The sequence below is a fragment of the Geomicrobium sp. JCM 19055 genome, from assembly GCF_000698185.1.
GTDB classification, from domain to species: domain Bacteria; phylum Bacillota; class Bacilli; order Bacillales; family Marinococcaceae; genus Geomicrobium_A; species Geomicrobium_A sediminis.
This window is the reverse complement of the sequence record NZ_BAXL01000005.1, coordinates 81,897-103,114: the sequence shown is the minus strand read 5'-3', so window position 1 is coordinate 103,114 and position 21,218 is coordinate 81,897. Positions and strand designations below refer to the sequence as shown.

Below are 21,218 nucleotides of genomic sequence, written 5' to 3'. Positions count from 1 at the left end.
CGTTTATGCTACTTATGAATCTTAGAATGTAAACGGTTACATTCTAAGATTTTTCTTTTAGTATCTGTTAGTAACTAAAGGAGGGGTAGCATGAAGAAATTAGTTTCAGTAAGTGCAAGCTCGTTTTTAACGTTGGTAATGCTGTCTGCTTGTTCAGATAATGGGTCGGAAGAAGCAGCGTCATCGGATCAAGGGGAATGGTCACCGACGAACAACCTTGAATTTGTCGCACCTGCAGGTGCGGGTGGAGGTTGGGATACAACTGCAAGAATGGCCGCCCAAGCATTTGAGGAAGCAGACATTGTTGATGTTGGGATAGGGGTTATCAATCGAGAGGGTGGTGGAGGAGCTGTTGGTTGGTCATACATCGCTAATCAGGCTGGTGATCCTCACTATTTGTTTGCCGCATCACCACCATTACTCTTAATTCCACTAAATGGCCAATCTGAATACAGTTATGAAGATTTTACGCCAATTGCTAACGTCATTGCTGATTTTGGAGCATTTGCAGTACGAGACGATGCACCGTGGCAAGATTTAAATGAGTTGTTTGAAGACATGCAAGATGAATCGAGTTCAATTACAGTTGTTGGAGAATCCGCACCTGGAAGTATGGACCATGTTCAATTTGTCAATATCGCAAAAGCTGCTGGAGTGGACCCGGGTAGCATTACGTATGTTTCGGCTCAAGATGGTAGTGCAATGACGAATTTATTAAATGGAAGTGTAGACGTTTATTCTACAGGTGTGACAGAAACGATCGAACAAGTACGTGCAGGTGAAGTTCGAGTGCTTGCAGTAACAGCAGAAGAGCGTCTTGAAGGAGACACAGTGGAAGATTATCCAACAGCTATTGAGCAAGGAATAGATGAGGTATTTGTTAACTGGCGTGGATTTTTCGGTCCACCGGACATGACTGAAGCTGAAGTTGAGTATTACGTAAATGCGTTTACTGAATTAAATGAGTCGGAAGAATGGGATGCCGTAAGAGAACGGTATTCATGGGATGAATACTTTATGGTCGGCGAGGAATATAAGCAATTTCTAGAGGAACAAAATGAAGAGATGAGACTGCTTTTAGAAGAGCTCGATCTATACGGAGAGAGTGAGTAACACATGGCGTTAACCGTTCATCGTGGCATTTCTATTGTTCTTATTATTATCGCCATTTTTTTTATTTGTATCTAGCTTTTCAATTGCCTAGCTTTATGAATACGGTCATTGACGCAGATACAATACCGAAGATTACTGGGTTTCTACTCATCATTCTTTCTGTTCTCTATTTCTTTATGCCTGTGAAAGAAACGGAAGTAGAAAAAGAAAAACGCACTGAAGCAAAAAAATGATTGGCGTTACATTCTCGGTATGTTCATCATGACGTTTTTATACATTACGCTTTTAGAGGTTAGTGGATTTTTAGTAACTTCTATCGTATTTATTTTCGTTTGCACTCGTATGCTCGGATACAAAAAAATGGAAGACGAATAGTATTGTTTCAGTTCTTGTGCCACTTTTCTTGTATTTAAGCTTTACGTTTTTACTAAATGTTCGATTGCCAACCGGATTCATGCCATTTTAGGGAGGGTACTTAGAGATGATTGATTTTAGCGGAATATTAAGTGGCCTTCAAATGGCAATCAGTTTAGAAGGAATACTTTTTGTGTTTATTGGCGTCTTTGTTGGAACATTTATTGGACTTATGCCAGGGTTAGGTCCAATTAGTGCCATTGCCATCATGATTCCGATGACATACAACATGGACCCAACCATTGCCCTTGTCATGATGGCCGGTGTTTATTACGGAGCGATCTTCGGTGGGTCGACGTCGTCGATTCTCCTAAATGCTCCGGGAGTAGCTGGGACAGTAGCCACATCTTTTGATGGATATCCTATGGCACAACAAGGGAAAGCTGGTAAAGCACTTGCTATTGCAGCGATTGCGGCATTTATTGGGGGAACAGTAAGTGTTGTATTCCTCATGTTATTTGCGCCTGTTTTATCAAGTGTAGCGATTCAGTTTGGTCCACCGGAATACTTTGCGCTCATGTTACTTGGACTGACTGCGATTGCAAGCTTATCTTCAGGGTCAACGATTAAAGCTCTCATGTCTGCGTTACTCGGAATTATGGTCGTAACCATCGGAATTGATGCGCAAACGGGTACGGTTCGATTTACGTTTGGAAGTGCTAATTTATTGGAGGGCATCGATTTCTTAGTGATTGCATTAGGGATCTTTGCGCTCGCTGAGGTGTGTGCGTTAATTATTAACCGTCAGAAGACGACATTTAACGCGAAGACGATTGGAAGTCTGAAAATAACGAAAGAGGACTTTAAAGAAATGGTCGGACCGATGAGTCGTCAATCTGTTTTAGGTTTTATCATCGGTGTTTTACCTGGTGCTGGTGCAACAATTGCTTCGTTTATCGGTTATACGACTGAAAAGCGATTCGCAAAAAATCCCGATGAATTTGGTAAAGGTTCGATTAAAGGATTAACAGCTCCAGAAACCGCGAATAATGCAGCAACGAGTGGTGCGTTCGTGCCTTTACTTAGTCTCGGTATCCCAGGTTCGGGAACGACTGCGGTCATGTTAGGGGCTTTACTCGTATTGAATGTACAGCCAGGTCCATTACTCATGACAGAGAATCCCACGCTTTTCTGGGGTGTCATTATGAGTATGTACATCGGAAATATTTTCTTATTAATTCTGAACTTACCCCTTATCCCGTACATTTCAAAGATCTTAGCGATCCCAAGACCGATGTTGATCTCATTGGTTGTTGTGTTCTGTATCATTGGGGTATATTCAATTAGTTTTAGCATCTTTGATTTATACGTGTTGCTGGCTTTTGGGGTGATTGGCTATTTAATGAGAATGTTCCAATTCCCCGCAGCGCCGTTTATTCTTGCGTTTATCCTAGGTGGAATGCTCGAGCAATCATTCCGTCAAGCAATGACAATTTCAGGTAACGATGTCTCGATCTTTATCTCAAATCCATTGTCAGCACGTTACTTGCTTTGGCTGCAATCTCATTCTTGTTCCCTCTATGGCAAAGTTATCGGAATAAGAAGAAGAACAATCAAACACTGTCTATGTAAGAGTAAATAGACAAAGTCATCTCTTGCTCATTCAGTGTTGCGTGTGAAATTACACCATGTAGTTCAAATGCGTCTGTCGTGTCTGAGACGTCTATAGGAGTTCGTTAGCCTGAAGAGCCCATTTATTCGTTGTTAGTACTTAGACAGTATATGTCAGTTTCTTAGCAACTCGAGACCTTCTTGTAATTAGAAAAATACTTTATTTGTGACCAATGCTTAAGCTTTTGTTGACCTTCTGTTGAGACTAGTCAAGTAATCTAGCGATAACAACTAATTTGTATCGCTTGGAGGTCATTGCATTGAATACAACAAAACATTACCACATCCTCGCTCATCCTTTTGCGTTAGATTTAGTAAATGCATCTGAAAATGAGGCTAATGAGAAAGAACAACGAACGTACACGACGTTTTTAACGTCAATTGGATATGTAGTAGGGATTGTAAATGTGCACGTTGAATCAGTTCCATTACATGAAGAAAACGGTGAGGTATCAATGGTGATGAATGAGGAAGCCTATTCTTTGTCTTCATACATTGAGGCAATTCAATCAATCGCTCACCCAGGTAAAAAAAAGAAGACATTGCGATCTATTTATCAGATGTGAGCATCTACTCAAACCTACAAGTGGAACATCCTCATCAGTCCACGCATCTTACACTCTATACAGATCAAATTATTGGAGTCATACCTGGCGATTTTAAGCAGTGAAATTTTATTTAAGCACGTAAAAAGAGCAGATTCCATTCTGCTTTTTTTTTAGTTTGTCATAAAAGTATTTTGTGGTATGGTTTGTTTTGCATCTAGAATATTGAATGGGATACACGATGAATTGAAACCCTAAACGTAATTCCTGATAGATCGAAAAGGAGGAGACCACAGTGAATAAACAAGAACTTAAGCAACTCGTAGAAAATCACGGACTATACATTCTGGAAGAATCGGTTCAAATGAATGAATCAGGTGTTGATTTTCAAGTTGCGCATGCGAAAGATACTGGTGGAGAGCCGTGGATTATTCGCATTCCTCGTAGAAAGGAGTCTATGAGAAATGCAAAAGTGGAAAAGCAAGCACTTGATGTGTTGGAGCGCACGGTGAATTTCCAAGTACCAACGTGGTCCATTTTTTCTGAAGAAGTTATTGCATACAAGCAATTAAAAGGGTCTCCTGCGGCTACAATTGACCTTGAACAGCTCGGTTACAAGTGGAGCTTTGATGAGAAAAATGTGCCGAAAGAATATATCCAGTCACTTGGATCGGTGATGGCAAACTTACACACTGTTGAACCGAAGGAATTTAAAGGCATTCCGATGGAAATCTTAACTGCCCAAGATTTGAAGACGTCAATGAAGCAGCGTATGGAGCGAGTGAAAGAAAGTTATGAAATTCACCCCGATTTATGGGAGCGGTGGCAGGTATGGTTAGGAAAAGATTTCTGGCCATCATTTGTCGGAGTAAAGCATGGCGATTTGCATCCTGCTCACATTCTCCTGAATGACGATCATCGCGTAACTGGACTCATTGATTGGACAGAAATTGGGATTGGTGATAGTTCCGTAGATTTTATGTCTCATCTGTTGCTATTTGGTGATGAAGGACTAAAGAAATTAATTGATGCGTATGACAATGCTGGGGGAAGAACCTGGTCTGGGATGGAAGATCACATTAAAGAACTGTTATCAACGAGTGCCATTACCGTTGCTGAATATGCACAAGTGTCAGGATTACAAGAAATGCATGAAACAGCAAAAAGTATGCTCTCTCAGCGGGGAGATAGTTAAACTGTTTTACTTATTGAATTGATGGTTATTCGTCGTTTCTACAAATTCCGTCGTACGCATGACCGATTGATTGTGAATGAAACTTCTTTTCATGCTTGTTCGTATACAATAAAAGCAGATTACGAAACGTGTTAAGAGGAGGGTGCTGATCAATGTTTCGCTTTATTCGTCGACGTAAACAATTGAAAAAGATTAAGAAAGTGAAAGAAGGAGACGGTCATTTATTAAAGCCGTATCGATTCTGGCACATCCTTACACGTTCCGTTTTTTATTTGAAGTTAAAAAAATGAGCAAGATGAAAAATTAATCTATGCCATTAATTACAGTTATTGGGCGGATGATTATGAGGTTGATCTCTATCGGAATGGCAAGCACGTGGCTTCATCCAAATTGCCAGCAACATTTCCTGTCTATGGCGGTGTCATTGAGATGGCAATTGGTTCATATGGGTTCAGTCGCGCTCATTATGTTCCGGATCATGGAGAATCCGATCCGTTGCTTCCAGATCGACAGTCCGTTAGAGGGCTTCGTCTTAGATTTCATAAACGTTTCAAGAAAATAAGCACTGTTATCGGAATTATCGCTGCACTTACGTTACTCGCTTCTGTGTTTCTTAGCCTCCCGCAGTTAATCGAATACCTATCACAAATCCCTTGGGTTGAAGAGAATATCGGAACTTTTGTTTCACCAGTTTCTTTACCGGGTTGGGCAAACGTAACAATCATTACTGCAGGAATTTTGGCTGCAACTGAAAGGGCGCTTATGTTACGAAGTCATTGGTTAATAGATATGGAAACAAGTTATTGGGATCATTAACAAAAAAAGGATACCAAATGGGTCCTAAGCTGTTAAGAAACATAGAAGTACTAGATAGGTACTAAAGCAGATAACGTAGGTTATGTGAGGTTGTCGCAACAGTGGTTGCCATACTATCAACACATCATCGCGTATATGTTGGGATTTTGCTTCTGGAAATTAAGCAAAATGATGAAAATCTCTGCAGACACGAGCTGGGCTGTGCAATCTTCAAACTATGAAAGAAAGCGTTGGTTCACGAAACCAACGCTTTCTTTTCTATTCCTCTTTATATGCACTAAAACGTAGTCTTACGTAATCGGCGTACCATTGTTCACCGTCACGTAATGCAGGTTCTGCAAATTGAATCGTTCGCTCGAGCACTTCTTCACGTACTTCAGCATCAAGAGGCTGTAGCAATGGATCGGCGAAGTTCTGCATCCATGTCTTTAGCCCTTCCGCGCCACCTTGTAGTGGAGTTGGACGTTTGAAGTATGTAGCATTTTCTACGATAAAGCCGTGTTTTTCGAGCAACGTCGTGTATTCACCAAGACTTGGGAAATACCATGGGAAAATCGCAGGCATCGGTTCTTGACCGATCTCTACAAAGGCCATATTTACAGCAGCAATGATCGTTGCGATGTTATCGTTTGCACCCATTTCACCGACAAATCGTCCACCTGGTTTTAGTGATTTTGAGACCGCTTTCAACACGGGTTCAGGTTCAGTCATCCAATGAAGTGCAGCGTTAGAGAAGACAGCGTCTACTCGCTCATCAACTTTAAAGTCTTTCGCATCAATAACTTCGAACGAGAGTTCAGGAAACTTTCCTCGTGCGGTTTTAATCATCGATTCAGAAGAATCAATGCCATGAACGGTTGCCCCTGACTTCGCAATTCGAGCAGCCAATTCCCCAGTTCCACATCCTAAATCAACGATGTGATCCCCTTGTTTTGGTGCGAGCCAATCATCAAGCAAGCTTTTGCCATATTGTGAGACATAAGATGCCGTATCATCGTAAAGGGAAGGATCCCATTCTTTTGCAGTCATGAGTAGTAAACTCCTTTCTTTAATTCTTAAGTATATGGAAAAAAAGTCGAAAAGCCAATAGGAATGGTACAATGAAATCCGACAAAATGTTACAACTTGGAGGTATTCATGGCAGAAACACTCATTCCTTTAGACGTTGAGCATGCGAAAAGCATCATTCAACTCTCTCAGGCAGTCGGTTGGTCTTTTGATTTGGCTGATGCAAAAACGCTTCTATCAGCCGGTCATGCATTTGGTGTCATCGATGACAAAAACGAGTTAATTGCTACGGCGACAGCGATTCATTATGATCGTAGGCTTGCATCATTAGGTATGGTCATCGTCCACCCGAACCATCAGAAAAAGAGTCTAGGTAAACGGGTAACGAAGGCATGCCTACAATCGTTACAAACCAATCAATCAATGATTTGTGTGGCAACCGAAGCGGGATTTCCACTATACAAAAAGCTAGGCTTTGAACCTTTGCATACGGTACATAAGTATACGACGAATCAAGTTATGGCGCCAAAAGAGCGAATTTTTCGTCCCTTCAAAAAAGAAGATATAAAACCGATAATAGAACTTGATGCAAAAGCAACGGGCTCAAACCGTAGCGATTTTCTAAAGAAACGTTTTAAGCAGGCCGAAAAAGTATTGGTGAAGTATGATGCTAACGGTCAAATCATTGCTTACGGTGTAGCAATTCAAGGGGAGCATATGCGCGTAATCGGTCCCATTGTTGCCAAAACACAACAAGACTTCTGCATGCTCGTGCAAGAGCTTGCAGTGGATGCAAAAACGCCGATTCGAATCGATGTGCCGACCGACCGTTACCACGATGAACTAGTAACGATTGGTTTTACAATCGACGCGACACCATGGATGATGGGATATGGTCGTAGTGATTCACCGTACGAAGAAAACTATCATTATGCATTAGCCGCTCAAGCTTACGGGTAATAAATCACGCGTCCACCTCATAGAGTCTAGTAATAGTATAGAGGAGGGCGATTGAGTGAAGCGTGAGAATTCGTTCTTTCAATGGTTACTTTGCATGGCACTAGCAGTGGCGCTTCTATATATGCCAGTTCAGCTTTTGCGACGGCGCAAAAAGAGGCCATGCTAGAGACGAATATCCAAGAAGAAACGCAGTGGCAGACATTTCAATATCAATATTTGGGTAAAGGACAATTATATCGAAATGGGAATCACTCATTCTATCTAGCGAACAACTATGCAGGTTACTACTTAATCAGTGTGCAACAAGATGGGCATACGATTGAACGGGTAACCCCAATTGGTGCAGACCGTTCTATGATTGAACGAGAAGTTGAGCGATACAACATTTCCCAATGAGAGCTTACGGTTTATTTTTGAAATAAATTTCTGTATGATAATATAGATTGGCTATTTTTATAGAAAGGAGGGGTATGTGATGAAAAGAGATAAAGCAGTTGTTGTTTTTAGTGGTGGACAAGATAGCACGACGTGTTTGTTTTGGGCACTAGAACGATTTGAAACGGTCTATGCCGTCACATTCTCTTATGGGCAACGTCATAGTCAAGAAGTTGAGGTGGCCAAATCAATCGCAAATGATGTTGGTGTTGAGCATCATGTGCTAGATATGGATTTACTCAATCAACTTGCGCCTAACGCACTTACGCGTTCAGATATTGAAGTAACAGACGGAGGCGAAGGTGAGCTTCCTAGTACGTTTGTTCCTGGCAGAAACCTGCTCTTTTTGACGTTCGCAACGATTTTCGGTCAGCAACGAGGTGCGTTCGACATTATCACAGGTGTGTGTGAGACTGACTACAGTGGGTATCCAGATTGCCGTGATGGTTTTGTGAAATCACTAAACGTAACGCTCAATCTTGCGATTGACAACACCTTCGTTATTCATACTCCTCTCATGTGGCTGGATAAAGAAGCAACATGGAAGTTAGCAGATGATCTTGGAAAGTTGGATTACGTACGTGAACGCACGTTAACGTGCTACCACGGCGTTCAAGGCGATGGCTGCGGCGAATGTCCAGCATGTGAGTTACGAATGCAAGGATTACAAAAGTACCTCGATCATAAGGGTAGGGATGACTAATGCTCCAACAATTTTACCCACAAGTACACCATGACTATCGGTATGAACTCAACAAGGACATGCATTTTGCTGCTGCGCATTTTATTGATGATGAGCGAGCAGGTGTATGTAAAGAAATGCACGGTCATACGTATTTCGTGAACATTACCGTCGCAGGTGATGACCTTGATGATACGGGCTTTTTAATTAACTTTAAATCACTAAAAAAACAAGTGCATGGTCGTTTTGATCATACACTCTTAAATACACATCCAGAGTTTCCAGAAGGGATTCCAACGACTGAAGTCGTTGCGAAAGTGATCTGGGAGCTTGTTGATGAATTGTTATCACAAGAAAAGCATCGTCCTTATTGTTTACAAGTAATCGTTCGTGAAACGCCTACGAGCTATGCGATCTACAGGCCAAAGCGAGGCGAACATCGATGAAAATACCAGTACTTGAAGTATTTGGACCAACGGTTCAAGGCGAAGGCATGGTTGCAGGTCAAAAGACGATGTTCGTACGTACGGGAGGCTGTGATTACAGTTGTGCATGGTGTGATTCGGCATTTACGTGGGACGGAAGCCAAAAGGCGGATGCTCTGACACCAGAAACAATTGTGGCAAAGTTGCAAGAGATCGGTGGCGATCGCTTTAATCACGTAACCATCTCAGGTGGAAATCCTGCTCTTCATAAAGGGATTGGTGAACTCGTTCAGCTACTGAAAGCGCAAGACATTGGCACTGCGGTTGAAACACAAGGTAGTTTTTGGCAAGAATGGTTACGAGAGATTGACGATGTTACGATTTCCCCAAAGCCCCCGAGCAGTAAGATGATTACGGATTGGGAGAAACTCGATTATTTTTGTGAACAGCTTCAAACAAGACCATCGGGTAGTCAGTCGTTAAAAGTCGTTATTTTCAATGAAGGCGACTTGGCTTACGCGAAAAAAGTGCATGCACGTTATCCGAATATGGCATTCTATTTGCAAGTCGGCAATGACGACTTAGAAGAAGGAGCACCTACTCGTTTGCGTGATCACCTTTTGGAGCGCTATGAATGGCTTGTTGATACAGTTATGGAAGACAAAGAACTAAACAACGTCCGTGTTTTACCTCAAATTCATACGTTGATTTGGGGCAACAAGCAAGGCGTCTAAAGAAAGGAATTTGATTGATGGTTGGTAGAGGAAAAGAAGACTTACCAGAGATTACGCAGCTTGGTAATCAAGGTACGAAGTATTCGTTTGAATACGACCCAGGGGTTTTAGAGACATTTGAGAACAATCACCCAACGAGAGACTATTTCGTTAAATTCAATACCCCTGAATTTACAACACTATGTCCAATTACTGGACAACCGGATTTTGCAACGGTGTACATTAGCTACATTCCGGATGTGAAAATGGTAGAAAGTAAATCACTTAAACTTTATCTATTTAGCTTCCGTAACCACGGTGATTTTCATGAAGATGCGATGAATATTATCGTAAATGACCTCGTGGAATTAATGGATCCTCGATACATTGAAGTGTGGGGTAAGTTTACACCTCGTGGCGGAATTTCGATTGACCCGTACGTAAATTACGGTAAGCCAGGGACGAAATACGAAAAATGGCAGAGCAACGACTGCTCTACCATGACATGTATCCAGAAACGATTACAAATCGTTAAAAAAAACCGCTAAACAGCGGTTTTTTATTTGCGATTTTCGATACCAATTAATTCACTAACCGTCACAAATTCATACCCCTGAGATTGCAACTCTGGAATGATCGTTTGTAATGCTTCTGGTGAATTCACCGTCAAATCAGGCTGTCGACGCATCATGCAATAAGATGATACTGCCAGCTGTTGTGTCAGCGATGACTCGTTCACTGACTTCATCAGCAGGAATCTCTTGCCAATCATTGGGGTCCACATCCCACCCAATCGCCACGTTGTTCATCTCTCCGAGCCGTACAACGTCTTCTTCTGAAATACTACCAAATGGTGGACGGAAGAGACGTGGTCGAAAACCGACGATATTCTCAATGACAGCATCTGCTTGATTAATTTCCTGTTCCATCTCATCAACAGTAAGGTCAGCGAGATTTGGATGGGAATAAGTATGATTGGCAATATCATGCCCTTCATCAACGATGCGTCTTACATAATCAGGGTTTGCTTCTGCTCGTTGCCCGAGTACGAAGAACGTTGCAGGTACATCAAATTCTTCTAATGCGTTCAGCACCGTGTCCGTGAACCGAGGATCAGTCCATCATCAAATGTAAGTGCGATCTGGTTTGATGCATCATTTCCTCGAACGAATACAAGTTCAGGATATTGATCAGCAAGTCCTGGCAACGAACCGACTTGTCTTGCGTCCATTGAATCAACAAATACCGAAAGAGCAATGAGTAATGTACAAAGAATACTAAGTGTAAATCGTTTCATCACGAGTATCATCCTTTCTTTTCCTTTCATAGTGTCACCGTGCAATGAAATTTCATACGAGAAAAAAAGTAGAGAAATAAGGCTAGTGTAAGTTTTGTCTTACATGTCTTTCAGAACATTGACTGTTTTTCTGAAAATAATGCTTGCATTAGCAAATAACCCATAGTAAAGTAACACTATCAACTACATATAGAATCTTATGAAGAGAGGTAGAGGGACTGGCCCTATGACACCTCAGCAACCCCACGTCAGTGGAAGGTGCTAATTCCATCAGAACGATTGTTCTGAGAGATAAGAACGGATACTACTCTCTTTTCTCTTAGAAAAGGGAGTTTTTTGTTCTTGTGAATTTCATATATTCTAATAACAACTAGAAGGTGGATGAACATGGATAAGAGTAAAGTGAAATTCGGATTGTTTGCGTCAGTTGCGGTCGTATTAGCCGCGTGTTCTTCAGAGCCAACAGATGAACTTAGCAATTCTGGCTCTAGTAATGAAGGTGAATCAGCAGGAGGAGACGAGCTTATTGTTGCCGTAGCCAATGATGCGATTAGTCTTGATCCTCATGGTTCAAATGATACTGCTTCAACACATATTCGAACGAATATTTATGATAAGCTCGTTAATCACGATGAGAACATCGAATTACAACCTGAGCTTGCTGAAAGTTTTGAACAGATTGATGATTTGACATGGGAATTCGTATTACGTGAAGATGTGACGTTTACCGATGGTGAACCATTTAATGCTGAAGCTGTAAAAATTAATCTAGAGCGTGTGATTGACCCTGAAGTTGCTTCACCAAAAGCATTTATGTACGACATGATTGATGAAATTGAAGTCGTTGATGAGTATACAGTTCATGTGACAACCGAGTATCCCTTTGCACCGTTTGCGATGAACCTCACTCATGACGGTGGAGGAATGATTAGTCCAAAGGCGATTGAAGAACACGATAATGGTGAACGCAACTTAGAGCTTGAACCAGTTGGGACTGGAAGCTTTCAGTTAGATGAATGGAACCAAGGTGAATCGGTGCGTCTCGTTCGCAACGATGAGTATTGGGGAGAGCTTCCTGAGATTGAAGCATCCACATACAAGATTGTTCCAGACCAGTCCACTCGAATTGCGATGTTAAACAATGATGAAGCACACGTCATTGACGAAATTGAGCCTGTCAATACATCACAAATTGAAACGATGGACCATGCTGATGTCGAGACGGTTGAAAGTACAAGATTGAACTTTATTATCTTAAATAATGATGTGGAACCGTTTGATCAAGTTGAAGTTCGCCAAGCGATTGCAAAAGCTGTTGATACAGAAACGATTGTAGAAGGTATTTATGAAGGATATGGTCGTGCGGCTGATGGCCCGGTTCCTCCTGGTGTCTTCGGTCATACGGAAGATTTAGATAAAAATGATTATGATCTTGAAGAAGCTCAAGAACTGCTTGCATCTGCAGGATATGAAGACGGGTTTAGTACGACGCTTTACGTGCGTGACAACGACCAAATCAACATTCAAACTGCGGAATACATTCAAGATCAACTTGGACAAATTGGAATTGATATTTCTATTGAACAGCGTGAGTGGAGTGCGCTTTTAAGTGCAATGGGTGAGGGAGAACACGAAATGGCGATTGCGGGTTGGACGACTGTGACTGGGGACGCTGACAATGCAACATACTCGGTTTTCCATTCTGATAACAAAGGTGCGAATGGGAACCGTTCGTTTTTGATCACGAAGAAGCAGATCGTCTGTTAGATGAGGCGCGAGAAGAAAGTGATCCTGAAGTGCGTGAACAATATTATGCTGAATTTCAACAAATCGTCTTAGATGAGTCACCGTTAGTGTTTATTGCCAATGATCCATTCCGTGTTGGTGTTCATGAGAATGTGGAAGGATTCATTCCATTGCCAATTGGTGTATTTGATATAAGTCAAGTTCGTCTTCAAACAGATCAATATTAAGATCATGCGAAGAACAAGGAGATCGTGTCCTTGTTCTTTTTTTATTGCTAAATCTGGCGAAAGTTTGGGGGAATGTGTGAATCGTGTTGGATAAAGGGGGGTTGTTATCAGAATGATGACACGGAGATTTCAAAAGGATTTCGCAAATGTGGTAAAGCCTATAGCATCTTCAAAAAACGTCAGAAAGGGTAGGCGATTTAAATTTCAGTTGCTATGATGTACTCAGCTAACAAGGAAAGCCAAGCCGTTAGCAATAACGATCCTCATAATATAGGAGTGTTAAACAATGAATAAGAAACTTCTTTACGGAGCTCTATCAGCAATTTTTTTCAGTAGGACTACTAGCAGCGTGCGGTGAAGAAGCACCAGAAGAAGATCCGGGCATGGACACTGAGGCTCCTGCTGAACCAGCACCTGGTGAAGAAGAGGATGGTCTTGAAGATGGTGGGCTAGAAGATGATGGACTTGAAGACGACGGTCTTGAAGATGAAGATCCATTAGGTGAAGAAGACGAAGATCCACTTGGTGAAGAAGATGAAGACCCACTTGGTGAAGACGACGAAGATGGCGACTTATAATAAATAGCGGACTCTACTGTCCAAAACAAGAAGCGCAAGGAAAATCATCCTAGATTTTCCTTGCGTTTTTTTATGTATCAAGTACTTACTTGTTAATTAATTCCATAAATTTAAAGGTTATAAGACATATTGTACAAAGCACGAAGCATCGTTGAGGATTGCTGACAATGGGGATGAGGAAGTCCTCTTATTACACAGAATGATCGGTTTAATGGTAATACCGCCTTAGATGAGGTTTGTGGAATGGAGATGATCGTGATAACTTTTATGAATGACTTTAGTTGCATAACAACAGGAGGGGTTTAACGAATGAAAAAATTCGCAATGATGAGTGCATTTCTAAGCACTGCTGTCATACTTACTGCTTGTGGAAATGGAAGTGAGGACGAAGAATCAACGGCAAGTCTCGGTGAGCAAGTAGAATATGAAATTATCGGGATCGATCCCGGTTCTGTCATGATGGATACGACAGAAGAAGCACTTGTTCATTATGGCTTGGATGACTGGACGCTTACGAGCAGTTCTGAAGGTGCGATGGTTGCAGCACTTGATACCGCTTACCAGAATGAGGATCCTATTATTATTACGGCTTGGCAACCTCATTGGAAGTTTAATGCGTATGAATTAAAATTTCTTGAAGATCCAGAAGGTGTAGTAACGGTAGAAAATGACGTTCATACCCTAGTGCGTAATGGGTTAGAAGACGACCTTCCTGATGTTTTTCAGTTTTTAGATCAGTTTCAATTTGAATTGGATGAACAACAAGAAGTAATGGCATTGATGGACATAGAAGAGATGAGTGCATACGATGCTGCTCGTGAATGGCTTGAAGACCACCCAGAACGAGTTGAAGAATGGACAGACGGTGTTGGAGAAGGTGACGGAGAGGAAGTTCGATTTGTACTCGAAGCTTGGTCTGATGCACAAGCAGCAACGAACATGGCAGCTGTTATGCTCGAAGACCTTGGTTATACTCCGCATTTAAATGAAGTAGCGGTTAATATGATGTATGCAGGATTAGCTACAAACTCAGCAGACGCACTTCTTGCTTCATGGATGCCAAACCAAACGCCACTATTTGAAGAATTTGATGGTGATTTTGTAGATCTTGGTCCGAACTCAGTCGGCGCAGTTACAGGTGTTGCGGTTCCAAAGTATATGGGTATTGATTCATTTGAAGAACTCCAAGATGAATAGTCATCGATCACGGGTTAGTGCCTCATCCGTCAAATACTTTGACCGGATGAGGCACTAACTTTTTTTACATCGAATGTCCGAATGTACAATACATAAAATTGCCAATGAGGGATACTCTACCCATATTGACTAATAGTGAGGTGTAGAGGTTGGCTATTATTGAATCTGTCGCTACGGCATTGCCAAAACATCCAGTTTCACAAGATCAAATTGCATCGCTTGTGCGCGGAGTATTCAAAGATAAATATAGTGATATTGACCGTCTTTTACGTGTGTTTAATAACGGAGATATTGAAGAGCGACAATTCGTCATGCCCCTTGAGTGGTATCAACAACCCCACTCTTTCGGTGACAAAAACAACGAGTTCATTGAACGTGCGGTGGAATTAGGTGCCGAAGCGGTGACGAATTGTCTACATAAAGCCGAAGTTCATTCAGATGAAGTAGATGCGTTAATTTGTGTGACGAGTACAGGGATTGCAACTCCAACCCTCGACGCGCGAATCATGAATCGACTGAACATGAACATGCATACGAAACGTATTCCGATTTGGGGCTTAGGGTGTGCAGGTGGTGCAGCTGGATTATCGAGGGGATTCGAATATTGTCGTGCATTCCCTAATGCTCGTGTCCTCGTTCTTTGCATTGAGTTGTGCAGTTTAACCTTTCAAACAGGCGATGTTTCAAAAAGCAACCTTGTTGGAACATCGCTATTCTCTGATGGAATCGCTTGTGCGTTATTACAGGGGACAGACGTATCGTCTAAGCAAAAATATATGCCAGTCATTACCGGTTCACAATCTACGCTTATGCCTGATTCTGAACGTGTGATGGGGTGGGACGTGGAAGACGACGGATTGCATGTTGTTTTCTCCAGAGATATTCCGACGATTGTTTCTTCTTGGCTCGATGACAATGTGATTCATTTTCTAAATTCAATAGGAAAATCAAAAGATGACATTACGCATTTCATTGCCCATCCTGGAGGAAAAAAAAGTTCTAACTGCGTATGAAGATGCATTGAAATTACCAGATGGCAAAACGAATCCTGCAAGAGACGTATTACGAGCTCATGGGAATATGTCTTCTCCGACGGTTCTTTACGTATTGAAATCCATTTTAGAAGGGAACACCGCACCTCACGATGAAGGCATTATAACCGCTTTAGGACCAGGGTTTAGTTCAGAACTATTGTGGGTGGAATGGAGTGAACACGCATGATTTTATTTTTAATTATTATTTCGTGGGTCATCTTTCAGAGAATCGTCGAGTTGTACGTTGCCAAAGTGAATGAGCGACACGTGAAAGATCTCGGAGCGATTGAGTATGGGGCGAGGCACTACCCGTACATGGTCGGCATGCACGTCCTCTTTTTTGTGACATTGATTAGTGAAGTCATCTGGACTGGTTTTCAAACTTCCCCAGTTTGGCAACCGTTATTACTCGTATTTCTAGGTGTGCAAGCATTGCGCCTTTGGGCGCTGATGACACTCGGACGTTTTTGGAACACGAAGATTCTCGTTTTACCTGATGGACAACGTGTCGCCGAAGGACCTTATCGCTTTATGAAACATCCGAACTATGTGGTTGTTATTTTAGAAATTATGTTGTTACCGCTGATTTTCCAAGCCTATGTCACAGCGGCTATTTTCTCTGTTGCCAATTTCTTATTTCTATATTTTATACGAATCCCTAAAGAGGAAGAGGCATTGCGTCACTACCAAAAATAGATGTCGAAAACTGCGATTTTTTTACGTCTTCTAAAGGAAGAACAATCATGTTATATTTTGGCGGAAGTCTTAAGTTACGAGTACAGGGGGATCGCCGCCATTGTTTAACGAGCTCATGGAACATATGTGGAGTGTTGTTCTTCTCATTTTTGTCATTAACATCGTTATGTAAGTCTTTTGACGTTACGGTTAATTTTAACGCTTAAAGGTTTAAAGATGCTAGCTGCACTCGCGGGTATGTTTGAAATCATTGTTTATGTAACAGGGCTTGGAATCGTGTTAGACAATATGACCTCTGTGTTTCACATTGTTGCGTACGCACTAGGATATGGAATTGGTGTCATTATCGGAATAAAAATCGAAGAAAAACTGGCGCTCGGTTACATTACTGTCAATGTCATTACGAAAGAATACGAGCCAGATATTCCGAATTATCTGCGAGACAAAGGGTACGGGGTAACGAACTGGGTGGCGTACGGGCGTGAAGGAGAACGACTTATGATGGAGATCTTAACTTCTCGTCGAAGTGAAAAGGCACTTTATGATACAGTGAAGTTATTAGACCCAAAAGCATTCATTATTTCCCATGAACCGAAAGCGTTTTTTGGTGGTTTCTGGGTGAAAGGATTACGTAGATAACATGGCTCGTAAGAAAACATTTGAAGTCGAAGGACATGAAACGATTAGCGATTGTTTAGTACGAATCGACCGAGAAGGATATCGCCCCGTTCGTCGCATGGAGAAACCGATCTTTACCGAGGACAGCAACAAGAATGTCACGGTAAAAGAACAAAGAATCGTTTTTGAAGCAGTGTTGAAAGAATAACCTTCTCCAAGTGGAGAAGGTTATTCTCATTTTCAAATGTACTAAATCCGTAAAAAAAAGTTAATTATGGATCAGATCGTTCGGAAAAGTTCAGTTAAAATGAGGTGTAACTTTTGGTATACTTGTCATACAACTAGATAAAGAGGTGGGAAGTCGTGCAGAACGTCATGGCAAAATTAAGAAAACAACCGTTTATCGTACAAATGATCATTCTCGTCCCCGCATCGATCCTCGGCGCTGTATTGTTTATGACCGTCTATGAATGGTTAGTTGCCGTACTGCAACCGTAGTAAAACAGAGATATACGCAAATGACTGTTTGAACTTACGAATGTTTACGAGTAATCGGTATACGATTGATGGCAAGTTGCTCTCAAATGAGGTTTCTGAATACAGGAATAGTTATGATTTCATGGGGATGATTAAGTAATCGCTATGATAAATGGAAAATTGCGTACGGGAACGAATTCATACATAGTCAATATCCGAACGATTTATTAATAAAAGGTATAAATATTCGACTTTACATTGACATTTAATCTTACACATACTACGATAGAAGAAGAGAAAGGCATTTCATTGATCCTTCAAAAGATACCTCATATAAATTCGAGAATATGGCTCGAAAGTTTCTACCTAGCTACCGTAAACAGCTGGACTATGAGGAGACGATTTTTTTTGTTGTGCTTATGGATGTGACATAAGTTCAACACGTCTTCTCCCGGTGCTCGGATGAACATGACAGCGGGCTCTTTGATATGCCTATAGATAGGAGCGTACAGAATGACTGTTGAAGTTGGCGTAATAATGGGAAGTACCTCAGATGAACCGACAATGATTCATGCTATTCAAGTGTTGGAAGAATTACAAATCCCATATGAGAAGCGAATTGTTTCGGCTCACCGAACGCCAGACTATATGTTTGACTATGCAGCAACAGCAAGAGAACGTGGCCTTAAAGTGATTATTGCTGGAGCAGGAGGAGCGGCTCATTTACCAGGGATGGTCGCTGCAAAAACAACATTACCTGTCATTGGAGTGCCTGTACAATCTAAAGCGTTAAGTGGATGGGACTCACTATTATCGATCGTACAAATGCCAAAAGGCGTACCAGTTGCAACGGTCGCAATTGGAACAGCAGGAGCAGAGAACGCAGGACTTTTGGCTGCGCAAATGCTGAGTGTATTTAGTGAAGAGCTTGCACACAAACTAGATGCAAGAAGAGAAGCTAAGAAAAACGAGGTGCTTTCACACCAGGAGGCGGACGTATGATTATTCCTGGCCAAACAATCGGATTTTAGGTGGCGGACAACTCGGTCGCATGATGGCGCTTGAGGCAAAAGCGATGGGCTTTAAAGTTGCTGTGTTAGAACCATCAGCCAACTCGCCAACAGCTCAAGTCGCAGACGTTGAAGTAATCGGTGCTTATCACGATCCAGAAGCTGTTCAGAAGTTAGCGGATCAGAGTGATGTCGTTACGTTTGAATTTGAGAATGTCGATGCAATAACAGCTACGATTCTCCAAGAAGCAGGTAAACTACCTCAAGGTACAGCGTTGCTAAAAACGACGCAACACCGCTTACGAGAAAAAGAAGCGTTAGAAAAGGCTGGCTTAACCGTCGCTCCTTACCGAGCTGTTTCTTCTATTGAAGAGTTACGTACTGCAATTGATCTTCTCGGGACACCAGCTGTGTTAAAAACGTGTCGCGGTGGCTATGACGGAAAAGGACAATATGTCATTCAGTCAAAGGAAGAAAGTGCAAAGGCATTTCACGAGCTTGATCGCGAAGGCGTTGAGCTTGTTCTCGAAGGCTTTGTTTCCTTTGAAAAAGAAATTAGTGTGATTGTGACAAGAAATGCTAAAGGAGAGCTTCAAACGTTCCCAGTCGCAGAGAACGTCCATGAAGCCAACATATTAAAGCGTACAATCGTGCCAGCACAAATTAGTGCAGAAGCAGAGGCGCATGCCATTCAAATGGCAGAAACGTTTGCAAAGAGCATTGACTTGATTGGAACGCTCGCAGTCGAGATGTTCTACACTTCAGATGGCGAGATTTATGTAAACGAACTAGCACCAAGACCACATAACTCGGGGCATTATACGATGAACAGTTGCAACGTCTCTCAATTTGGTCAGCATGTACGGGCGATTTGCGACTGGCCGCTCGTTGAACCGATGCTTCATCAACCAGTAATCATGGATAATATTCTCGGGGAACATGTTGAGAAGGCACTTGAAGCCATTCCACAGTTCACAAACGCATTCCTCCATTTATATGGAAAGAGTGAAGTGAGAACTGGACGGAAAATGGGTCACGTAAATAGTGTCGGAAAAACAATTGAAGAAGCAATAAATACATCCAAACAATTAAACATACGAATGCATGCAATGGAGGCAGCAAGATGATTGAACGTTATACAAGAGAAGAAATGGGAAGTATTTGGACAGAGCAAAATCGTTTTCAAGCGTGGTTAGAAGTTGAAATTGCAGCATGTGAAGCATGGGCAGAACTTGGTGACATACCAAAAGAAGATGTTGAAAAGATTCGCGAGCATGCATCATTTGATGTAAATCGCATCCATGAAATTGAGGCAAGTACACGACATGATGTTGTTGCCTTTACACGTGCGGTGTCAGAAACTCTTGGCGAAGAGCGCAAATGGGTACATTACGGTCTAACGTCAACGGACGTTGTTGACACAGCGTTGTCGTACTTATTAAAACAAGCAAATGATATTCTTCGTCGTGACCTTGAACGATTTATTGACGTGTTAGGAAGAAAAGCTAATGAACATCGCTATACGCTTATGATGGGAAGAACACATGGTGTACATGCAGAGCCGACAACATTCGGCTTGAAGCTTGCACTCTGGTATGCAGAAATGAAGCGTAACTTAGAGCGTTTTGATCAAGCATCAGAAAGTGTTCGAGTAGGAAAGATGTCTGGAGCTGTAGGGACATTCGCGAATATCCCTCCTGAAATCGAAGCGCACGTATGTGAACGCTTAGGATTAGACGTTGCACCGATTTCAACACAAACGTTACAACGTGATCGTCATGCGCACTATGTTTCAACTCTTGCACTCATTGCGACGAGTATTGAGAAGATGGCAGTAGAAATCCGTAACCTCCAAAAAAACTGAAACTCGTGAAGTTGAAGAGTTTTTCGCAAAAGGTCAAAAAGGATCTTCAGCAATGCCTCATAAGCGTAATCCGGTTGGATCAGAGAATATGACCGGCTTAGCACGTGTAATTAGAGGACATGTGACGACAGCATTTGAAAACATGCCACTTTGGCATGAGCGCGACATTTCCCACTCTTCAGCAGAGAGAATTATCTTGCCAGACAGCACAATTCTTTTGAATTACATGTTAAATCGCTTTACGAAAATCGTAGATGAACTAACGGTATATCCTGAGAACATGAAAGAGAACATGGAGAAAACGTTCGGTCTCATTTATTCTCAGCGCGTACTTTTAACTTGATTGACAAGGGGATGGCTCGTGAAGAAGCGTACGATCTCGTACAACCAAAAGCGATGGAAGCTTGGGAAACAAAGGTACCATTCAGAACTCTCGTCGAAGCGGAACCGAAGATTACTGAAGTGTTAACACAAGCTGATTTGGATGAATGCTTTGATGAAAAGCATCATATGAAAAATGTTGATGTACTGTTTGAACGTGTCGGTCTTTAATACAA

The 21,218-nt window shown here is 41.8% G+C and carries 24 protein-coding genes, 5 pseudogenes and 2 riboswitches; of the genes and pseudogenes, 25 read left to right on the top strand and 4 right to left on the bottom strand.

The annotated features are described in order from the left end of the window. Nucleotides 1–90 precede the first annotated feature (90 nt). The 7 genes and pseudogenes from JCM19055_RS06010 to JCM19055_RS22960 all read left to right on the top strand — a co-directional run bounded on the left by JCM19055_RS06010 (nt 91) and on the right by JCM19055_RS22960 (nt 5,694). Complete coding sequence (locus JCM19055_RS06010) at nt 91–1,113, top strand: tripartite tricarboxylate transporter substrate binding protein (protein WP_042358992.1); 1,023 nt, start codon at nt 91–93, stop codon at nt 1,111–1,113. Nucleotides 1,114–1,208: 95 nt separating this feature from the next. Further along, a complete protein-coding gene (locus tag JCM19055_RS27155) occupies nt 1,209–1,346 on the top strand; it encodes a hypothetical protein (protein WP_193745329.1) in 138 nt (45 codons plus the stop codon). A 248-nt stretch (nt 1,347–1,594) separates the two neighbouring features. Next, nucleotides 1,595–3,099 (top strand): annotated as a pseudogene (locus tag JCM19055_RS06000) (tripartite tricarboxylate transporter permease). Nucleotides 3,100–3,398: 299 nt separating this feature from the next. After that, nucleotides 3,399–3,704, top strand: coding sequence for a hypothetical protein (locus tag JCM19055_RS05995; protein ID WP_042358991.1), 306 nt, complete (start codon nt 3,399–3,401; stop codon nt 3,702–3,704). A 274-nt stretch (nt 3,705–3,978) separates the two neighbouring features. After that, nucleotides 3,979–4,878, top strand: coding sequence for a macrolide 2'-phosphotransferase (locus JCM19055_RS05990; RefSeq protein ID WP_042358989.1), 900 nt, complete (start codon nt 3,979–3,981; stop codon nt 4,876–4,878). Nucleotides 4,879–5,030: 152 nt separating this feature from the next. Beyond that, nucleotides 5,031–5,168: a hypothetical protein gene (locus tag JCM19055_RS27150; RefSeq protein ID WP_193745328.1), complete on the top strand. Its 138-nt coding sequence runs from the start codon at nt 5,031–5,033 to the stop codon at nt 5,166–5,168. Nucleotides 5,169–5,253: 85 nt separating this feature from the next. Next, nucleotides 5,254–5,694, top strand: a complete 441-nt coding sequence (locus JCM19055_RS22960; protein WP_265181870.1) for a hypothetical protein — start codon at nt 5,254–5,256, stop codon at nt 5,692–5,694. A 258-nt stretch (nt 5,695–5,952) separates the two neighbouring features. Here the strand turns inward: JCM19055_RS22960 and JCM19055_RS05980 are convergent, their stop codons facing one another. Then, complete coding sequence (locus JCM19055_RS05980; RefSeq protein ID WP_042358987.1) at nt 5,953–6,723, bottom strand: class I SAM-dependent methyltransferase; 771 nt, start codon at nt 6,721–6,723, stop codon at nt 5,953–5,955. 108 nt (nt 6,724–6,831) lie between these two features. On the opposite strand from JCM19055_RS05980, the gene JCM19055_RS05975 reads away from it, so the two are divergent. The 6 genes and pseudogenes from JCM19055_RS05975 (at nt 6,832) to queF (ending at nt 10,452) form a co-directional block, all read left to right on the top strand. Next, entirely contained in the window at nt 6,832–7,662 is an 831-nt protein-coding gene (locus JCM19055_RS05975; protein ID WP_042358986.1) for a GNAT family N-acetyltransferase, read from the top strand. Between the two features lie 81 nt (nt 7,663–7,743). Continuing rightward, nucleotides 7,744–8,058 (top strand): hypothetical protein, encoded by a 315-nt coding sequence (locus JCM19055_RS05970; protein WP_152549776.1) that lies wholly within the window; start codon nt 7,744–7,746, stop codon nt 8,056–8,058. Nucleotides 8,059–8,137: 79 nt separating this feature from the next. Beyond that, entirely contained in the window at nt 8,138–8,800 is a 663-nt protein-coding gene (queC, locus tag JCM19055_RS05965; protein WP_042358982.1) for a 7-cyano-7-deazaguanine synthase QueC, read from the top strand. Next, nucleotides 8,800–9,225, top strand: coding sequence for a 6-carboxytetrahydropterin synthase QueD (queD, locus tag JCM19055_RS05960; RefSeq protein WP_042358980.1), 426 nt, complete (start codon nt 8,800–8,802; stop codon nt 9,223–9,225). Before queC ends, queD begins: the two co-directional genes overlap by 1 nt. Beyond that, nucleotides 9,222–9,938: a 7-carboxy-7-deazaguanine synthase QueE gene (queE, locus tag JCM19055_RS05955; RefSeq protein WP_042358978.1), complete on the top strand. Its 717-nt coding sequence runs from the start codon at nt 9,222–9,224 to the stop codon at nt 9,936–9,938. The genes queD and queE overlap by 4 nt, the downstream gene beginning before the upstream one ends. A gap of 17 nt (nt 9,939–9,955) precedes the next feature. Then, nucleotides 9,956–10,452: pseudogene (gene queF, locus JCM19055_RS05950) on the top strand (preQ(1) synthase). Between the two features lie 24 nt (nt 10,453–10,476). Here the strand turns inward: queF and JCM19055_RS28705 are convergent. The 3 genes from JCM19055_RS28705 to JCM19055_RS22950 are packed head-to-tail and all read right to left on the bottom strand — an operon-like array spanning nt 10,477 to nt 11,214. After that, nucleotides 10,477–10,608, bottom strand: a complete 132-nt coding sequence (locus JCM19055_RS28705) for a hypothetical protein (protein ID WP_265181869.1) — start codon at nt 10,606–10,608, stop codon at nt 10,477–10,479. Further along, nucleotides 10,589–11,011, bottom strand: a complete 423-nt coding sequence (locus tag JCM19055_RS22955; protein WP_052365992.1) for a polysaccharide deacetylase family protein — start codon at nt 11,009–11,011, stop codon at nt 10,589–10,591. Before JCM19055_RS22955 ends, JCM19055_RS28705 begins: the two co-directional genes overlap by 20 nt. Further along, nucleotides 11,005–11,214 (bottom strand): hypothetical protein, encoded by a 210-nt coding sequence (locus JCM19055_RS22950; RefSeq protein WP_265181868.1) that lies wholly within the window; start codon nt 11,212–11,214, stop codon nt 11,005–11,007. The genes JCM19055_RS22955 and JCM19055_RS22950 overlap by 7 nt, the downstream gene beginning before the upstream one ends. Before the next feature lie 194 nt (nt 11,215–11,408). Then, a riboswitch (SAM riboswitch) is annotated at nt 11,409–11,512 on the top strand. Nucleotides 11,513–11,601: 89 nt separating this feature from the next. On the opposite strand from JCM19055_RS22950, the gene JCM19055_RS05940 reads away from it, so the two are divergent. From JCM19055_RS05940 to purB, 12 genes and pseudogenes are all read left to right on the top strand, one after another. Beyond that, entirely contained in the window at nt 11,602–12,981 is a 1,380-nt protein-coding gene (locus tag JCM19055_RS05940) for an ABC transporter substrate-binding protein (RefSeq protein ID WP_052365990.1), read from the top strand. 29 nt (nt 12,982–13,010) lie between these two features. Continuing rightward, entirely contained in the window at nt 13,011–13,187 is a 177-nt protein-coding gene (locus JCM19055_RS27145; RefSeq protein ID WP_193745327.1) for a hypothetical protein, read from the top strand. A gap of 383 nt (nt 13,188–13,570) precedes the next feature. Next, nucleotides 13,571–13,765, top strand: a complete 195-nt coding sequence (locus JCM19055_RS05935) for a hypothetical protein (RefSeq protein ID WP_052365989.1) — start codon at nt 13,571–13,573, stop codon at nt 13,763–13,765. A gap of 309 nt (nt 13,766–14,074) precedes the next feature. Then, nucleotides 14,075–14,962, top strand: a complete 888-nt coding sequence (locus tag JCM19055_RS05930) for a glycine betaine ABC transporter substrate-binding protein (RefSeq protein ID WP_042358977.1) — start codon at nt 14,075–14,077, stop codon at nt 14,960–14,962. A 149-nt stretch (nt 14,963–15,111) separates the two neighbouring features. After that, a pseudogene (locus JCM19055_RS05925) lies at nt 15,112–16,183 on the top strand (type III polyketide synthase). Next, the gene (locus JCM19055_RS05920) at nt 16,180–16,692 is read left to right on the top strand and encodes an isoprenylcysteine carboxyl methyltransferase family protein (protein ID WP_042358975.1); all 513 of its coding nucleotides are present in this window, start codon (nt 16,180–16,182) and stop codon (nt 16,690–16,692) included. The pseudogene JCM19055_RS05925 and the gene JCM19055_RS05920 overlap by 4 nt, the downstream one beginning before the upstream one ends. 115 nt (nt 16,693–16,807) lie before the next feature. Next, a pseudogene (locus tag JCM19055_RS05915) lies at nt 16,808–17,331 on the top strand (DUF2179 domain-containing protein). A gap of 1 nt (nt 17,332) precedes the next feature. Then, nucleotides 17,333–17,518, top strand: coding sequence for an NETI motif-containing protein (locus JCM19055_RS05910; RefSeq protein ID WP_042358973.1), 186 nt, complete (start codon nt 17,333–17,335; stop codon nt 17,516–17,518). Nucleotides 17,519–17,673: 155 nt separating this feature from the next. Next, nucleotides 17,674–17,808, top strand: a complete 135-nt coding sequence (locus JCM19055_RS28700) for a hypothetical protein (RefSeq protein WP_265181867.1) — start codon at nt 17,674–17,676, stop codon at nt 17,806–17,808. A gap of 288 nt (nt 17,809–18,096) precedes the next feature. Next, nucleotides 18,097–18,198, top strand: a riboswitch (purine riboswitch). Nucleotides 18,199–18,300: 102 nt separating this feature from the next. Then, a complete protein-coding gene (gene purE, locus JCM19055_RS05905) occupies nt 18,301–18,789 on the top strand; it encodes a 5-(carboxyamino)imidazole ribonucleotide mutase (RefSeq protein WP_042358972.1) in 489 nt (162 codons plus the stop codon). Continuing rightward, nucleotides 18,731–19,924, top strand: coding sequence for a 5-(carboxyamino)imidazole ribonucleotide synthase (gene purK / locus JCM19055_RS05900; protein WP_081833480.1), 1,194 nt, complete (start codon nt 18,731–18,733; stop codon nt 19,922–19,924). Before purE ends, purK begins: the two co-directional genes overlap by 59 nt. Further along, nucleotides 19,921–21,213, top strand: a pseudogene (purB, locus tag JCM19055_RS05895) (adenylosuccinate lyase). Before purK ends, purB begins: the two are co-directional and overlap by 4 nt. Nucleotides 21,214–21,218 lie beyond the last annotated feature (5 nt).

What these genes read in the sequence shown, in the direction of transcription:
- JCM19055_RS06010 (WP_042358992.1), top strand. Translation starts at nt 91, where the DNA reads ATGAAGAAATTAGTTTCAGTAAGTGCAAGCTCGTTTTTAACGTTGGTA.
- JCM19055_RS27155 (WP_193745329.1), top strand. Translation starts at nt 1,209, where the DNA reads ATGAATACGGTCATTGACGCAGATACAATACCGAAGATTACTGGGTTT.
- JCM19055_RS27150 (WP_193745328.1), top strand. Translation starts at nt 5,031, where the DNA reads ATGTTTCGCTTTATTCGTCGACGTAAACAATTGAAAAAGATTAAGAAA.
- JCM19055_RS05980 (WP_042358987.1), bottom strand. Translation starts at nt 6,723, where the DNA reads ATGACTGCAAAAGAATGGGATCCTTCCCTTTACGATGATACGGCATCT.
- JCM19055_RS05975 (WP_042358986.1), top strand. Translation starts at nt 6,832, where the DNA reads ATGGCAGAAACACTCATTCCTTTAGACGTTGAGCATGCGAAAAGCATC.
- JCM19055_RS05970 (WP_152549776.1), top strand. Translation starts at nt 7,744, where the DNA reads ATGGTTACTTTGCATGGCACTAGCAGTGGCGCTTCTATATATGCCAGT.
- queC (WP_042358982.1), top strand. Translation starts at nt 8,138, where the DNA reads ATGAAAAGAGATAAAGCAGTTGTTGTTTTTAGTGGTGGACAAGATAGC.
- queD (WP_042358980.1), top strand. Translation starts at nt 8,800, where the DNA reads ATGCTCCAACAATTTTACCCACAAGTACACCATGACTATCGGTATGAA.
- queE (WP_042358978.1), top strand. Translation starts at nt 9,222, where the DNA reads ATGAAAATACCAGTACTTGAAGTATTTGGACCAACGGTTCAAGGCGAA.
- JCM19055_RS28705 (WP_265181869.1), bottom strand. Translation starts at nt 10,608, where the DNA reads ATGATGCGTCGACAGCCTGATTTGACGGTGAATTCACCAGAAGCATTA.
- JCM19055_RS22950 (WP_265181868.1), bottom strand. Translation starts at nt 11,214, where the DNA reads ATGAAACGATTTACACTTAGTATTCTTTGTACATTACTCATTGCTCTT.
- JCM19055_RS05940 (WP_052365990.1), top strand. Translation starts at nt 11,602, where the DNA reads ATGGATAAGAGTAAAGTGAAATTCGGATTGTTTGCGTCAGTTGCGGTC.
- JCM19055_RS05935 (WP_052365989.1), top strand. Translation starts at nt 13,571, where the DNA reads ATGGACACTGAGGCTCCTGCTGAACCAGCACCTGGTGAAGAAGAGGAT.
- JCM19055_RS05930 (WP_042358977.1), top strand. Translation starts at nt 14,075, where the DNA reads ATGAAAAAATTCGCAATGATGAGTGCATTTCTAAGCACTGCTGTCATA.
- JCM19055_RS05920 (WP_042358975.1), top strand. Translation starts at nt 16,180, where the DNA reads ATGATTTTATTTTTAATTATTATTTCGTGGGTCATCTTTCAGAGAATC.
- JCM19055_RS05910 (WP_042358973.1), top strand. Translation starts at nt 17,333, where the DNA reads ATGGCTCGTAAGAAAACATTTGAAGTCGAAGGACATGAAACGATTAGC.
- purE (WP_042358972.1), top strand. Translation starts at nt 18,301, where the DNA reads ATGACTGTTGAAGTTGGCGTAATAATGGGAAGTACCTCAGATGAACCG.
- purK (WP_081833480.1), top strand. Translation starts at nt 18,731, where the DNA reads ATGCAAGAAGAGAAGCTAAGAAAAACGAGGTGCTTTCACACCAGGAGG.